Consider the following 14,698-nt stretch of genomic DNA (forward strand, 5'->3'; position numbering starts at 1 on the left):
CATGACCAGCCCCAACGAACGCCAGCGCGCGCGCATGGCCGAACACACCGCCGAGATCGATCGTATCTGCGCCCAGGCGCGGATCATGCCGGTGATCACCATCGCCCGCGAGGCGGACATCCTGCCGCTGGCCGACGCCCTGGCCGCCGGCGGCCTGCGCGTGCTGGAGGTGACCCTGCGTTCCGAGCACGGCCTGGAGGCGATCCGCCGCCTGCGCGCCGAGCGCCCGGAGCTGTGCGTCGGCGCCGGCACCGTGCTCGACGAGCAGATGCTGGGCGCCGCCATCGATGCCGGCGCGCAGTTCATCGTCACCCCGGGCAGCACCCGCGAATTGCTGTTGGCTGCCCTGGACAGCCCGGTGCCGCTGCTGCCGGGGGTGAGCAGCGCCTCCGAGCTGATGGTCGGCTACGCCCTCGGCTATCGCCGCTTCAAGCTGTTCCCGGCCGAGGTGTGCGGCGGCGTCGCCGCGCTCAAGGCGCTGGCCGGGCCGTTCGGCGGCGTGCGTTTCTGCCCCACCGGCGGCATCACGCCGGACAACCTGCAGCGCTATATGGCCCAGCCCAACGTGATGTGCGTCGGCGGCACCTGGATGTTCCAGCGTGAGTGGGTCGAGCAGGGCGATTGGTCGCGCATCCAGCAGTGCAGTGCCGAGGCGTTGCAGTTGTTGGGCTGAAATCTCTGATCGGCCTAGTGGTGCGCGCAGCGCACCCTACGATTCGTCACCATTGCGTAGGGTGTCGCGGGGCCGCCCAGGTCGTGCGCACCACCGATTACCTGGAATCCCTCGTATGACCGCATTTCCGCTCCGGCAACCGCTGCTGCTGGGCATGATGCGCCTGCTCGAATGCGCCGAGCTGGACACGCCGCAGGCGCTGCTCGGCTTTATCGAGCGCTGCGTTGAGCGCGGCCTCAACGGCTTCGACCACGCCGATATCTACGGCCTGGGCGAATGCGAGGTGCGCTTCGGCGCGGCGCTGCGTCTGCGTCCGCAGTTGCGCGCGCAGCTGCAGCTGATCGGCAAGGCCGATATCGTGCCGGCGGCGCAGGACGTTTCGCGCTGGCGGGTCAAGCACTACGACAGCAGCGCCGGCTACCTGACCCGGGCAGTGGAGGCCTCGCTGCAGCGCCTGGGCGTCGAGCAGCTGCACGGCTTTTTGCTGCATCGCCCCGATCCGCTGCTGCAGGTCGAGGAGGTGGCGCGGGCACTGCAGGCGTTGGTCGAGGCCGGCAAGGTCGGCTGGATCGGGCTGTCCAATGCCGAGCCGCTGCACTGGCAGGTGCTGGGGCGCGAGTTGCCGCTGCGCTGCAACCAGATCGAGCTGTCGCTGGCCGCCCAGCAGGCCGCCTGGGATGGTCGCCTGCAGGCGCTGCAGACCGATGGGTTGCAGGTGCTGGCCTGGTCGCCGCTGGCCGGCGGCCGCTTCGCCCCGGCGCTGCAGCAGGCGCTGGAGGCGGTTGCCGCGGCGCTGCAGGCGACGCCGATGCAAGTCGCCCTGGCCTGGCTGCGCCGCCTGCCGGGACGGCCGCTGCCGATCTTGGGCAGCCTGCGCGAGGCGCGGATCGAGGAGGCCCTGGCCGGCGCCGAGCTGCAGCTGGACGCACCGACCTGGTTCCATCTGGCCGAGGCGGCGCGCGGCGTCAGGGCGCCCTGACGCCAGACATATCCGCAGTTGCCGCAGATCATGACCCGGCCGCCGCGAGTCGCCTATGCTGTCGGCTCCTTCAGTTCGGGAAGCCGGGCATGCCCTCCATCCCCACAGTCGATGTGCTGATCGTCGGCGGCGGCCAGGCCGCCCTGTCGGTCGCCTATTTCCTGCGGCGCACGCCGCTGTCGTTCCTGATCCTCGACGCCGAGCAGGGGCCGGGTGGCGCCTGGCGCCATGGCTGGGATTCGCTGCGGCTGTTCTCGCCGGCCACCTGGAGCTCCATCGCCGGCTGGATGATGCCGCCGGTGGCCGATACCTATCCCGGCCGCGACCACGTGCTGAGCTACCTGGCCCAGTACGAGCAGCGCTACCGGTTGCCGGTGCTGCGCCCTGTATGGGTTGAGGCGCTCGAGCGCGACGGTGACCGGCTGCTGGCGCGCGCCGCCGATGGCCGGCAGTGGCGGGCGCGGGCGGTGGTCAGTGCCACCGGCACCTGGCGTGCCCCCTATGTCCCCGAATATCCCGGCGCCGAGCTGTTCGCCGGGCGTCAGCTGCATTCGGCGGATTATGTCGAGCCACAGGCCTTCGCCGGCCAGCGGGTGCTGGTGGTGGGCGGCGGCAACTCCGGGGCGCAGATCCTCGCCGAGCTGTCGAAGGTGGCCGAGACTACCTGGGTGACGCCTAACGAGCCGCTGTTCTTGCCCGACGAGGTCGACGGCCGGGTGCTGTTCGAGCGTGCCACCGAGCGCTGGAAGGCGCAGCAGCAGGGGCGGGTGGTCGAGCAGCCGGTAGGCGGCCTGGGCGACGTGGTGATGGTGCCGCCGGTGCGCGAGGCGCGCGAGCGCGGCGTGCTGCACGCGGTGCGGCCCTTCGTGCGGTTCACCGAGCACGGCGTGGTCTGGGCCGACGGCAGCGAGTCGGCGGTGGATGCGGTGATCTGGTGCACCGGTTTTCGCCCGGCGCTCGGCCACCTCGCCCCGCTCGGCGTGCTCAACCAGGAGGGCAAGGTGGATGTCGTCGGTACCCGTGCGCGGCAGGAGCCGGCGCTGTGGCTGGTGGGCTATGGCGAATGGACCGGCGCGGCCTCGGCGACGCTGATCGGCGTCGCCCGTACCGCGCGCAGCACGGTAGAGGAGATCCTCGCCTGCCTGGCGCCCGAAGCGGAGCGTTGATCCCGGTCATCCGGACCTGGCTCGTAGCGGACTAAGCTGAAAACACTCCGTCCGCGAGGCTGCGCCATGACGCCCAACCCTCCCGCACCATCCGGCCTGGGCCAGCACCTGCTGGCCTTCTGGCGCGCGCAGCCCGGCGAGGCACGCCTGCTGCTGGGCATGTGCGGGCTGTTTCTGCTGATCTTCTTCCTGCCGGTGGGCCAGCCGCGTTTCGACAATGCGGTGCTCGAGGGGCTGAGCCTGGTGCGCTGGTACGCCCGCGAGCACGTGATCCTGTGCCTGCTGCCGGCCTTCGTCATCGCTGGTGCCATGGCGGTCTATATCAGCCAGGGCGCGGTGATGAAGCATCTCGGGCCGCAGGCACCCAAGCCGCTAGCCTTCACCGTCGCCTCGGTGGCCGGCACCCTGCTGGCGGTCTGTTCCTGCACCGTGCTGCCGCTGTTCGGCGGCATCTACCGCCGCGGCGCCGGCCTGGGCGCGGCCATCGCCTTTCTCTATGCCGGGCCGGCGATCAACGTCATGGCCATAGTGGTCACCGCCAAGGTGCTGGGGGCCGAGCTGGGCATCGCCCGGGCGCTGGGGGCGATCGGCTTCGCCCTGATGATCGGCGCGGCGATGCAGCTGCTCTACCGCCGCGAGGAGGCGGCCCGGGCGACCGTGGGTGCGCGGGGCTTCGCCGAGGCGGATGACGGCCATCCGCTGCGCGACGTGGTGGCCCTGTTCGGCCTGATGGTGGGCATCCTGGTGTTCGCCAACTGGGCGCCTGCCGACAGTGGCCCATGGATGCTGATCCATGCCTGGAAATGGCCGGTCACCGCGCTGCTGGCGGCGCTGCTGGGCTGGCTGCTGGTGGTGCGCTGGCATTGGTCGCCACGCCCGCTATTGCTGATTGCGGCGCTGATCGCGCTGGTGGCGGTGGCCGCGCCCGCGTGGCCGGAACTGGCCATGGTCATCGGCATCGCCGGGCTGATGCTGCAGGCCAGCCGCGAGAATGACGCGGGCCGCGAGTGGGTCGGGCAGAGCTGGGACTTCACCAAGCAGATCATGCCGCTGCTGCTCGGCGGCGTACTGATCGCCGGCCTGCTGCTCGGCCGCCCCGGCCATGAAGGCCTGATCCCCGCAAGCTGGGTGGTGGCGGCGGTGGGCGACAACAGCCTGGCCTCGACCCTGCTGGCGGCGCTGCTGGGCGCCTTCATGTACTTCTCCACCCTGACCGAGGTGCCGATAGTCGAAGGCCTGCTCGGGGCGGGGATGGGCAAGGGCCCGGCGCTGGCCATTCTGCTCGCGGGGCCGGCGCTGTCGCTGCCCAACATGCTGGTGATCCGCACCGTGCTGGGGACCGAGAAGACTCTGGTGTACTGCGCGCTGGTGGTGGTGATGGCCACCCTCAGCGGCTATCTCTATGGCCAACTGATGTGAGGCAGGCGATGAAACTGACGATCTATGGTTCCGGCTGCGCCAAGTGCCAGCAACTGACCGCCAACGCCGAGGCGGCCGCGCGCCGGCTGGGCCTCGCGTTCGAGGTGGAGAAGGTCACCGAGCTGAACGCCATCATCGACGCCGGGGTCATGCGTACCCCGGCGCTGGCGGTGGACGACGAGATCCTGGTCGAGGGCAAGGTGCCGAGCAGCGACGAGATCCAGACGCTGCTCGGCTGAGCGGGCGGGAGCCGAGCAATGCACGAGAGTCTATCCGAGGCGCCGCTGGCGCAGCTGGCTTCGCTGGCCGGGCTGAGCGTCGAGACGCTGAACAGCCGCTGCTTCTGCATCAGTCTCGATGACGAGGCGCTGCGCACCGCGCTGGAAAGCAATCTGGGCCGGCCGGAGCTGTACCGCCTGCTGCGCGAGCGCTGCCCCTACCTGTTCGCCGCCCAGCCGGTGTTCGTCGCCCCGGCTCAGCTGCAGCGCATGGCCGCGGTGATCGCCGCCATCGAGGCGGTGGTGGCGCTGCCGGCCTACCGCGAGCGGGTGCTGGCGCGGGCGCCGGCCATCGCCCGGCACGATCCCGGCGCGCGGGGCGTGTTCTTCGGCTACGACTTCCATGTCACCGAGACCGGCTTCGGTCTGATCGAGATCAACAGCAACGCCGGCGGCGCCATGCTCAACGCGTTGCTGGCGCGTGCGCAGCGCGCCTGCTGCCCGGCCCTGGAACGCCTGCTGCCGCCGGCGCGCCAGGCAGAGGCGCTGGAGCAGGCGATCATCGCCATGTTCCGCGAGGAATGGACCCTGGCCGGGCAGTCGCGCCCGCTGCGCAGCATCGCGATAGTCGACCAGGCGCCCGAGCAGCAGTACCTCTATCCGGAGTTCCTGCTGTTCCAGCAACTGTTTCAACGCCATGGTCTGCAGGCGGTGATCAGTGACCCGGGCGACCTGCAGCTGCGCGACGGCCGGCTGTGGCACGGCGAGCTGGCCATCGACCTGGTCTACAACCGGCTGACCGACTTCGCCCTGCAGGCGCCGGAGCTTGGCACCTTGCGCCAGGCCTACCTGGACGGCGCGGTGCTGCTCACCCCGCATCCGCGCGCCCATGCGCTGTACGCCGACAAGCACAACCTGGCACTGCTCGGCGACGCCCGCGAGCTGCAACGGCTCGGCGTGCCACCGGCCACCTGCGCCCTGCTGCAGGCGGCGATCCCGGCCACCGAGGCGGTGGGCCCGGGCAACGCCGAGCGCCTGTGGCGCCAGCGCAAGCAGCTGTTCTTCAAGCCCTGCGCGGGCTATGGCAGCCGCGCTGCCTACCGCGGAGACAAGCTGACCCAGCGGGTCTGGCAGGAGATCCTGGCCGGCGACTACGTGGCCCAGGCCCTGGTGCTGCCGGGGCAGCGCGCACTGTCGGAGGCGGCGCCGGCGCTCAAGTACGACCTGCGCGCCTACGTCTACCAGGGCCAGGTGCAGTGGCTGGCGGCGCGCCTGTACCAGGGCCAGACCACCAACTTCCGCACCCCCGGCGGCGGCTTCGCGCCGGTCTACCCGGGGGCCGCCGAGGGCTGCAGCTGATCAGACCGGTCGGTGTCGCGGCAGCCCCAGCGAGATCAGCGCTGCGGCCAGCACGAAGGCGCTCGACACCCACAGGCAGGCCGCCAGGCCCCAGCTCTGGAACACCCAGCCGGAGAGCAGGGTGCCGAGCAATCGGCCGAGGGCGTTGGACATGTAGTAGAAGCCGACGTCCAGCGACACGCCGTCTTCCTGGGCGTAGCTGACGATCAGGTAGCTGTGCAGCGAGGAGTTGACCGCGAACAGCACGCCGAACGCCAGCAGGCCGCCGATCAGCACCGCCTGCGCCGGTAGCGCGCTGCCCAGGCCGAGGGCGATGGCCGCCGGCAGGCCGGCCAGCAGCGCGGCCCAGACGCAGGCGGCGCGGCCGTCCGGCACCTGGCCGCGGCGCTTGCCAGTGATCGCCGGAGCCAGGCTCTGGACGATGCCGTAGCCGATGATCCAGCAGGCGAGAAAACCGCCGACCCACCAGAAGTCCCAGCCGAGCGTGCTGGCCAGGTACACCGGCAGGGCCACCACGAACCAGACGTCACGCGCCCCGAACAGGAACAGCCTGGCGGCGGAGAGGATATTGATCGCCCGGCTCTTGGACAGCAGGTCGCGGAACTTGGGCTTGGCCTTGGCCCTGCCCAGGTCCTGCTTCAGCAGCGCCAGGCTGGCCAGCCAGATGACGCCGAGCGCCAGGGCCATGGCCAGCACCGCGCCGGCGAAGCCGAGCATGCCGAGCAGGGCGCCGCCGAGAAAGAAACCGACGCCCTTGAGCGCGTTCTTCGAGCCGGTCAGGCGCGCGACCCAGGCGTACAGGGTGGCCTGCCGGTCGCCGGGCACCAAGAGCTTGATCGCGCTTTTGGCGCTCATCTTGTTGAGATCCTTGGCGATGCCGGACAGTGCCTGCGCGCCCATTACCCAGGGCACCGTGAGCATGGCCGCCGGCACCGTCAGCATCAGCAGGGCGAGCACCTGCAGCGCCAGCCCCAGGTTCATGGTGCGGTTCAGGCCGATGCGTGCACCGAGCCAGCCGCCCAGCAGGTTGGTGACGACGCCGAAGATCTCGTAGAACAGGAACAACGCGGCGATGGCCAGCGGCGTATAGCCCAGGCTGTGGAAGTGCAGCACCACCAGCATGCGCAGCGCGCCGTCGGTGAAGGTGAAGGCCCAGTAGTTGCCGGTGACCAGCAGGTACTGGCGCACTTCGGGGGTGAGCCGGGCGAGGGCGTGCATAAGGTTATCCAGTAGGGTGTCGCGGGGCCGCCTAGGCTGTGCGCAACGTTGAGGAACATGGCCTGTGTGAGCGGCTGGGCGGCATTTCGCGTTAGCCGCGACTTGTGGCGCTCCGGTCGCGGCTAAAGCCCCTCCCACAAGAGCAGAGTCAGCTGGCCTGCCCGACCATGCGCGCCAGCTCCACGGCGCGGTTGGCGTAGCCCCATTCGTTGTCGTACCAGGCGTAGATCTTCACCTGGGTGCCGCCCACCACCAGGGTCGACAGCGCATCGACGATGGACGAGCGCGGGTCGCTGCGGTAGTCGATGGACACCAGCGGCCGCTCCTCGTAACCGAGAATGCCGGCCAGCGGGCCTGCGGCGGCGGCCTTGAGTAGGGCGTTGACCTCCTCGGCGCTGGTCGCGCGCTCGACCTCGAACACGCAGTCGGTCAGCGAGGCATTGGCCAGCGGCACGCGCACCGCGTGGCCGTCGAGCTTGCCGCGCAGTTCGGGAAAGATCTCGGCGATCGCCGTGGCCGAGCCGGTGGTGGTGGGGATCAGGCTCATGCCGCTGGCCCGCGCCCGGCGCAGATCCTTGTGTGGCGTATCGAGGATGCTCTGGGTATTGGTCAGGTCGTGGATGGTGGTGATCGAGCCGTGGCGGATGCGCAGGTTTTCGTGGATCACCTTGACCACCGGGGCCAGGCAGTTGGTGGTGCAGGACGCCGCGGTGACGATGCGGTGCACGGCCGGGTCGAACAGCTGCTGGTTGACCCCCATCACCACGTTCAGCGCGCCGGGCTCCTTGACCGGCGCGCAGACCACCACGCGCTTCACGCCCTGGTCCAGATAAGCCTGCAGCACCTCGACCGTCTTCATCTTGCCGCTGGCCTCGAGCACCAGGTCGCAGTCGCTCCAGTCGGTATCGGCGATGGCCTTGTTGGCCGTCACCTGGATGCGCTGGCCGCCCACCACCACGCAGTCGCGGTCGCTGCCCGCCTCGTGCTGCCAGCGGCCGTGCACCGAGTCGAAATTCAGCAGGTGGGCGTGGCTGGCGGCGTCGCCGGCCGGGTCGTTGATCCGTACGAACTCGAGTTCCGGCCAGTCCCAGGCGGCGCGCAGGGCCAGGCGGCCGATGCGGCCGAATCCGTTGATACCGACTTTGATGCTCATGTGCTGGTCTCCGCTGGGGTCAGTGAGTGGCGTCGAACTGGTTGATCCAGTCGACGTGCGCCGGGTGTTGGATGGCCTTGGGGCGCAGCGCCTGGACCAGGGCGATGGCCTCGCTGCGCGCTACGCCGGCCTCGATCAGCAGGCGCGCGGCGATCAGCCCGGTGCGTCCGGATCCACCCTTGCAGTGCAGGGCCAGGCGCTGCCCGGCGCGCAGGCGTGCCAGGATGGCGGCGCTGGACTGCTGCCAGGCCGCGGCGAAGTCGTCCAGCGGCACCTGTTCGTCGGCCACCGGCAGGTGGAACCAGGCCAGGCCCAGGGCCTGGCAGCGCGCGTCGATGGCTTCGACCGCATTGGCGGCCAGTTCGCTGTGCGGCATCAGGCTGATCACCGCGCTGGCGCCGGCCTGCTGCAGGGTGGCCAGGGCCTCGTCGAGCGAGCTGCCCTTGGTGCCGGGGCAGGGGGTGAAGATCAGCTGGCCGGCGCAGCCGGGAATGCTCAGCAGGTCGTAGGGATGGCTCATGCAGGCTTCCTTTATTCAGATGGCGCGCTGGTTGACCCGCGCGGACAGTTGTTCGGCGGATTCCTTGCGCTCGGAGTAGCGGTCGACCAGGTAGTCGGTGCGCTCGCGCAGCAGCAGGGTGAACTTGACCAGTTCCTCCATCACGTCCACCAGGCGGTCGTAGTAGGACGAGGCTTTCATCCGCCCCTGCCCGTCGAATTCGAGGAAGGCCTTGGGCACCGAGGACTGGTTGGGGATGGTGAACATGCGCATCCAGCGCCCGAGCACGCGCAGCTGGTTGACCACGTTGAACGACTGCGAGCCGCCGCACACCTGCATCACCGCCAGGGTCTTGCCCTGGGTCGGGCGCACCGCGCCCATGGCCAGCGGCACCCAGTCGATCTGCGCCTTGAACACCGCGGTCATCGCCCCGTGACGCTCCGGCGAGCACCACACCTGGCCTTCGGACCACTGCATCAGCTCGCGCAGCTCCTGCACCTTGGGGTGGCTGTCCGGCGCGTCGTCCGGCAGCGGCAGGCCGGCGGGGTGGAAGATACGGGTCTCGGCGCCGAAGCGCTGGAGCAGGCGCGCGGCTTCCTCGGTCAGCAGGCGGCTGAACGAGCGCTCGCGGTTGGAGCCGTACAGCAGCAGGATGCGCGGCTTGTGGGCAAACTGCCGGGCGATGTCGAGGCGCTCGGCGCTGGGCGGTTGGGCCAAGTCGGCAGCGAGTTGGGGGATGTGATCGTCGTTCATTTGCTCTGCTCCTGGGCCAGTGCGGCCTCGTCGCTATCGAACCAGCGGCGTTTGAGCCACGGCGCCACGCCGACCAGGGCGATCAGCACCGGTACTTCCACCAGCGGGCCGATCACCGTGGCGAAGGCCACCGGCGAGGCCAGGCCGAAGGTGGCGATGGCCACGGCGATGGCCAGTTCGAAGTTGTTGCTGGCGGCGGTAAAGGCCAGCGAGGTGGTGCGCGGATAGTCGGCGTCGAGCAGCCTGCCCATGGCGAAGCTGATGGCGAACATCACCACGAAGTAAATGGTCAGCGGGATGGCGATGCGCAGCACGTCCAGCGGCAACTGCAGCACCATGTCGCCCTTGAGACTGAACATCGCCACTATGGTCAGCAGCAGCGCCACCAGGGTCAGCGGGCCGATGCGCGGGATAAAGCGTTCGCTGTACCACTGCTCGCCGCGGCGCGCGATCAGCAGCTTGCGGGTGAGGAAGCCGGCGAGGAAGGGGATGCCCAGATAGATCAGCACCGACTCGGCGATGGTCAGGAAACTCACGTCGATCACGTTGCCTTGCAGCCCCAGCAGCGGCGGCAGCACGCCGAGGAACAGCCAGGCGTAGAGGCTGAAGAAGGCGATCTGGAACAGGCTGTTGAAGGCCACCAGGCCGGCGACGTACTGGTTGTCGCCGCCGGCGATCTGGTTCCACACCAGCACCATGGCGATGCAGCGCGCCAGGCCGATAAGGATCAGCCCGGTCATGTACTCGGGCTGATCGCGCAGGAAGATCACCGCCAGGGCGAACATCAGCAGCGGGCCGATCAGCCAGTTCTGCACCAGCGACAGCGCGAGGATGCGCTTGTCGCGGAACACCTGCGGCAGCTCCTCGTATTTCACCTTGGCCAGCGGCGGGTACATCATCAGGATCAGGCCGATGGCGATGGGGATATTGGTGCTGCCGAGCGACAGGCTGTCGAGCCAGGCCGGCAGGCCTTCGAACAGGCTGCCCAGGCCCACGCCCAGGCCCATGGCGAGGAAGATCCACAGAGTCAGATTACGGTCGAGAAACGACAGACGGCTGTTGCTCATGGTCGGGCTCCCAGGGTGCCGATGCGGGCCAGTTCGGCCTGCAGCTGCGCGCGGCTCAGGTGTTGCAGCGGCAGGGCGAGAAAGGCCTCTACACGGGTACGGATGATCGTCAGGGCGCTATCGAAGGCTGCTTCGATCTCCCTGGTGCAGCCTGTCAGCTCGGACGGGTCGCACAGGCCCCAGTGCGCCTTCGCCGCCGGGCCGAAGAACACCGGGCAGGACTCGCCGGCGGCCTTGTCGCATACCGTGATGACCAGGTCCGGGGCGAGCTCGGCGTGGGCTTCGCAGGCCTTGCTGTGCAGGCCTTCGCAGGCGATGCCGGCGCGGCGCAGGGCGGCCAGGCTCAGCGGATGCACCTCGCCCCGGGGCTGGCTGCCGGCGCTGTAGGCGCGCAGGCCGGCCGGGGCCAGGTGGTTGAACAGCGCCTCGCTCAAGATGCTGCGGCAGCTGTTGGCGGTGCAGAGAAACAGCAATTTCATCCGGGCTTCCTTGATCTTCAGCAGCACACGGCGATGCGTTGCGGGCGCTCGCCCATGGCGGCCAGGCGTTTGCTGTCCGGGCTCAGCCAGTGGCTGTTGGCCGCCAGCGTGGCGTCGAGCACGGCGATCACCCAGTCCGGCAGGTGCGGGTGCAGGCGGTAGTAGACCCACTGGCCCTGGCGGCGGTCGGCCAGCAGGCCGCAGCTGCGCAGTTGCGCCAGGTGGCGCGAAACCTTGGGCTGGCTCTCGCCGAGGGCGCAGGTCAGCTCGCACACGCACAGCTCCTGTTCGCGGGCGACCAGCAGCATCAGGCGTACACGGGTGTCGTCGGCCAGGCATTTGAAGACGCTGGTGGGGGTGAGCAGTTCGGCCATGGCTACCTCAGCGCTTGGTCTTGACCAGCACGAACATCTTGATCCGTTCGTGGATCTCGTGCAGGCAGTGGCGGAAGGCCTCGGGCTGGGTGCTGGTCACCGGGTCCTCGCAGTGCCAGGCCAGCCGCTGGCCCTCGAAGGGGATGTGCTGGCATTCCTGGCTGGCCTTGTCGCACAGGCTGATGACGTACTCGAAATCGTTCCAGTGGAAGGCGTCCAGGCCCTTGCTGTGCAGCCCGTCGGTGTTCACGCCGAGGTGCTGCAGGGCGGCCAGGGCGCGCGAGTCGACCTCGCCCGGCTGGCTGCCGGCACTGTGCGCCTCGAAGTTGTCCGAATCGGTGTGGCGCAGCAGGGCCTCGGCCATCTGCGAGCGGGCGGCGTTGGCGGTACAGACGAACAGCACGCGGGTCTTGTAGGCCATCTCTGACATCTCGCTTAGATATGGTTTGGCGAATATATGGATTTTCGTATGAGTGGTAAAGACGTCGCTGCCTTGTGCACTTGCCCGGGATTACCCAGATTATGCTCTGCCTGGCGGCAGTGCGTGCTTGATTGCCACACCGTTATATTCGCTTAATCGCATATTTGTGGCCGTTCACGAATCCGTCCTACCGGCGGCGCTCAGTCCTGCCCAACCCGATTCCCGCGAGGAACCTTGCGACGAGCAGCTAAGGCTCTGTTCCGTCCTCACTGACGAGAGTGCGTGTGTTGCTGGGGGCCTGCCGCGGGGCGAAGAGTCGGCGGCGGAGCGGACAAAAAAAGAGCGGCCGAGGCCGCCCGAATTTCCCTGGAGGGGATGGGGAGTGGGGGCGCTCAGGGCGCCCCCGCCGTGGAGTCGGCGAGCGGGTAGTGACGACGGCGCCAGGCCTGCACCTCGCCGGCGGCGCGCAGGCGCTGGGCGATCTGTTCCAGGGTGGCGGCGATCGGCTTCTCGCCCTTGAGCATGGCGCCCAGGCGCGAGGCGAACAGCACCCAGAAGCGCTTCATCTCCGGGATGTCCGGCATGATCTCGCCGCTGGCGGCGGACTCGTAGGTGTGTTCGATCAGCGGGTCGTGGCGCAGCTGGGCCATGACCTCTAGGTTAGCCACCGCCCCCAGCGGCTTGTCGGCGTTGAGGCTGCGCAGGCCCTCGGCGCTGCTCAGGTAGTCCTCGACAAAGCGTCGGGCCTGCGCCTTGTGCGGGCTGTTGGCGTTGATCGCTGCGGCGAGGATGCCGACGAAGGGCCGGCCCTGGCGCGTTTCGTCGATGCCCGGCACGTGGCCGACGGCGAAGTCGAGGCCGGCGTCGCGCAGCTCGTTCCACACCCAGGGACCGTTGACGATCATGGCGATGCGGCCCTGCTTGAAGCCGTCCAGGGCGCTGGCGTAATCGTCGCCGGGCTCCAGCACCCCTTGATCGAGCAGTTGCTTGAGCGCCTCCACGCCGGCGATGGCGCCGGGGGTGGCGACGCCGACATCGGCCAGGTCGTAGATGCCGCCCTGCTTGCGCAGGCTGTAGCCGCCGGCGCCGGCGATGATCGGCCAGGAGAAGTACAGGTTGTTGTAGTCCCAGGCGATGGCGCGCTTGCCCTGGGCGCGCAGGCGCCTGTCCAGCGTGGCGACTTCGGCGAGGGTGCGCGGTGGGCTGGCCAGCAGGCTGCGGTTGTAGATCAGGCTGACCACCTCGGTGGCCAGGGGGTAGCCGAAACGCTGCGCGCCCACGGTCAGCGCTTCCCAGGCGAAGCCGGGGGCGCGCTGCAGGGCTTCTGCGCTGGGCTGCACCGGCGCGAGCAGGCCGTTGTTGATCCAGGAACCGAAGCGGTCGTGGGCGAAGATGACGATATCCGGACCCTTGGCGGTGGCGGCGAGCCTGTCGTACTGGCCGGGCAGGTCATCCGGGGTGGCGACCTTGACCGGCATGCCGCTGTCGGCGGTGTAGCGCTGGCCGATCTCGGCGAGGCCGTTGAAGCCCTTGTCCTGGCCGATCCAGACGGTCAGCACGTTCTTCTCGAAGGCCAGAGCTGGCCAGGGGGTGGTGCACAGCAGAATCAGTGTCGCGAGCCTTATTGTTGTTCTCATCTCGACCTCTGGTTGGGCGGTCGGTCGTCAAGCCTGCCCGCCTCTGTAGGAGCCGCGCCCCGCGGCGAATGCGCGGGACGGCAACCCGGAGCCAGCACAGCTTCGCCCCGGGGTGGGGCTCCTACGGCTGCGGCGGTGGCGCCGGCCAGGTCACCCCGGGACGATCGTTTCAGCGGATCTGGATACGTTCGAGCAGATAGGCCTTGGCGCTGTCGTCGCCGACCCGCGCGGCCTCGTCGGCCAGGCGCAGGGCACGTTCGAGGTCCTTGCTGGCGAGGGCGGCGTCGATGGCCTGGCGGTAGTAGGCCTGGGTCTCGGGCAGTACCGCCGGGGCCGGCACGCTGGGCAGCTGGTTGCCCATCTCGCGGCCGATGCTGAACGGCGGCACGTAGCTGTTGGCCTGCTGGCCGGCGACCTTGTCCTCAATCAGCACCATCTTGATCACACCCACCGGCGCATGCTTGGCCACCGGGTCGGGGATGTTCGGCGCCTCGTTACCGAGGGCACGGGCATAGGCCTTGGCCGGGTGTTCGATGACGGTCCGGCCGCGCATCTGCGCCTCGCTGGTGTAGAGCACCAGGTAATGTTCGTTGCCCGGGTTGTCCAGGTACAGGCGGTCGACGCGCAGGCGCGCGTCCAGGCTGTCGCCCTTGAGGCCGGACGCCGGGGCGTAGACGAAATCCTCGGCGCCGAGCAGGCGCGTGACGCGGAACTGGCTGTCGAGCAGCATGGCGTTGGGCGCCAGCACCGTGTCGCCGGCCTGGCTGTACAGGCGGATCTCGAACGACTTGCTGGCGGCCGGCAGCTGGAAGGCGCGGAAATAGCTCTTGCCGCTGTCGAAGGCGAAGGCGGGCGCGCCAGTGTCGATGCGCACCTCGCCGCTGAAGTTCACCGGGATCGGCTGGTAGGGCAGCTCGCGCAGCGAGGTGCAGCAGGACGGGGCGGCGGCCAGGGCCTGTTCGGCGTTGCCGGCCGAGGTCTGCAGGGGGGCGGGGCTGGCGCTCAGGGCGTCGATGCGCCGCAGCGGTTCGCTGGCGCAGCCGGTCAATAGCAGGGTGAGCAGCGCGAGGCTGGCGATCTTGAACGGTGGCATGGGTTATTCCTCTTATTAGTCTGGAAGTCGCGCAGCGACGCCCTCCTTGATGCCCTTCTCCCCCTGGGAGAAGGTGGCGCGAAGCGCCGGATGAGGGCAGCGGGCACGCTAGGTAAAAGGCCCCGGCCTATTGCAGAACCGGGGCAAGGACCACAGGAGCAGCGTTACGGAATTTGCCAGTCATCCGGAT

Annotated in this window: 16 protein-coding genes; 6 read left to right on the forward strand and 10 right to left on the reverse strand. The window is 69.2% G+C overall.

Annotated elements, in window-relative coordinates:
- Position 1 precedes the first annotated feature (1 nt).
- The 6 genes from ACW9UL_RS07365 to ACW9UL_RS07390 all read left to right on the forward strand — a co-directional run bounded on the left by ACW9UL_RS07365 (position 2) and on the right by ACW9UL_RS07390 (position 5,814).
- On the forward strand, positions 2 to 673 hold the full coding sequence (locus tag ACW9UL_RS07365) for a bifunctional 4-hydroxy-2-oxoglutarate aldolase/2-dehydro-3-deoxy-phosphogluconate aldolase (RefSeq protein ID WP_457789828.1): 672 nt from the start codon (positions 2 to 4) through the stop codon (positions 671 to 673).
- Between the two features lie 115 nt (positions 674 to 788).
- Positions 789 to 1,652 (forward strand): aldo/keto reductase, encoded by an 864-nt coding sequence (locus ACW9UL_RS07370; protein WP_457789830.1) that lies wholly within the window; start codon positions 789 to 791, stop codon positions 1,650 to 1,652.
- Positions 1,653 to 1,741: 89 nt separating this feature from the next.
- Complete coding sequence (locus ACW9UL_RS07375) at positions 1,742 to 2,818, forward strand: ArsO family NAD(P)H-dependent flavin-containing monooxygenase (protein WP_457789831.1); 1,077 nt, start codon at positions 1,742 to 1,744, stop codon at positions 2,816 to 2,818.
- Positions 2,819 to 2,884: 66 nt separating this feature from the next.
- Positions 2,885 to 4,237 (forward strand): permease, encoded by a 1,353-nt coding sequence (locus ACW9UL_RS07380; RefSeq protein ID WP_457789833.1) that lies wholly within the window; start codon positions 2,885 to 2,887, stop codon positions 4,235 to 4,237.
- An 8-nt stretch (positions 4,238 to 4,245) separates the two neighbouring features.
- On the forward strand, positions 4,246 to 4,476 hold the full coding sequence (locus ACW9UL_RS07385; RefSeq protein ID WP_397496485.1) for a thioredoxin family protein: 231 nt from the start codon (positions 4,246 to 4,248) through the stop codon (positions 4,474 to 4,476).
- An 18-nt stretch (positions 4,477 to 4,494) separates the two neighbouring features.
- A complete protein-coding gene (locus ACW9UL_RS07390) occupies positions 4,495 to 5,814 on the forward strand; it encodes a hypothetical protein (RefSeq protein WP_397496486.1) in 1,320 nt (439 codons plus the stop codon).
- On the opposite strand, the gene arsJ is transcribed toward ACW9UL_RS07390, so the two are convergent.
- From arsJ to ACW9UL_RS07440, 10 genes are all read right to left on the reverse strand, one after another.
- On the reverse strand, positions 5,815 to 7,032 hold the full coding sequence (gene arsJ, locus ACW9UL_RS07395) for an organoarsenical effux MFS transporter ArsJ (protein ID WP_457789834.1): 1,218 nt from the start codon (positions 7,030 to 7,032) through the stop codon (positions 5,815 to 5,817).
- Between the two features lie 148 nt (positions 7,033 to 7,180).
- Positions 7,181 to 8,185 (reverse strand): ArsJ-associated glyceraldehyde-3-phosphate dehydrogenase, encoded by a 1,005-nt coding sequence (locus ACW9UL_RS07400; protein ID WP_457789836.1) that lies wholly within the window; start codon positions 8,183 to 8,185, stop codon positions 7,181 to 7,183.
- 19 nt (positions 8,186 to 8,204) lie between these two features.
- Complete coding sequence (locus tag ACW9UL_RS07405; RefSeq protein WP_457789838.1) at positions 8,205 to 8,705, reverse strand: cyclin-dependent kinase inhibitor 3 family protein; 501 nt, start codon at positions 8,703 to 8,705, stop codon at positions 8,205 to 8,207.
- Positions 8,706 to 8,720: 15 nt separating this feature from the next.
- Complete coding sequence (gene arsH / locus ACW9UL_RS07410; RefSeq protein WP_457789840.1) at positions 8,721 to 9,437, reverse strand: arsenical resistance protein ArsH; 717 nt, start codon at positions 9,435 to 9,437, stop codon at positions 8,721 to 8,723.
- The gene (gene arsB / locus ACW9UL_RS07415; protein ID WP_457789842.1) at positions 9,434 to 10,504 is read right to left on the reverse strand and encodes an ACR3 family arsenite efflux transporter; all 1,071 of its coding nucleotides are present in this window, start codon (positions 10,502 to 10,504) and stop codon (positions 9,434 to 9,436) included. Before arsB ends, arsH begins: the two co-directional genes overlap by 4 nt.
- Positions 10,501 to 10,983 (reverse strand): arsenate reductase ArsC, encoded by a 483-nt coding sequence (locus ACW9UL_RS07420; RefSeq protein ID WP_397496493.1) that lies wholly within the window; start codon positions 10,981 to 10,983, stop codon positions 10,501 to 10,503. The genes arsB and ACW9UL_RS07420 overlap by 4 nt, the downstream gene beginning before the upstream one ends.
- 17 nt (positions 10,984 to 11,000) lie before the next feature.
- The gene (locus ACW9UL_RS07425) at positions 11,001 to 11,357 is read right to left on the reverse strand and encodes a metalloregulator ArsR/SmtB family transcription factor (RefSeq protein WP_397496494.1); all 357 of its coding nucleotides are present in this window, start codon (positions 11,355 to 11,357) and stop codon (positions 11,001 to 11,003) included.
- A 7-nt stretch (positions 11,358 to 11,364) separates the two neighbouring features.
- Complete coding sequence (locus ACW9UL_RS07430; RefSeq protein ID WP_457789844.1) at positions 11,365 to 11,778, reverse strand: arsenate reductase ArsC; 414 nt, start codon at positions 11,776 to 11,778, stop codon at positions 11,365 to 11,367.
- Positions 11,779 to 12,170: 392 nt separating this feature from the next.
- Positions 12,171 to 13,415 (reverse strand): maltose/maltodextrin ABC transporter substrate-binding protein MalE, encoded by a 1,245-nt coding sequence (gene malE, locus ACW9UL_RS07435; RefSeq protein ID WP_397496496.1) that lies wholly within the window; start codon positions 13,413 to 13,415, stop codon positions 12,171 to 12,173.
- 169 nt (positions 13,416 to 13,584) lie between these two features.
- Positions 13,585 to 14,508, reverse strand: coding sequence for a MalM family protein (locus ACW9UL_RS07440; RefSeq protein WP_397496497.1), 924 nt, complete (start codon positions 14,506 to 14,508; stop codon positions 13,585 to 13,587).
- Positions 14,509 to 14,698: the final 190 nt, after the last annotated feature.

It is taken from the genome of Pseudomonas sp. PL-6, from assembly GCF_054110165.1.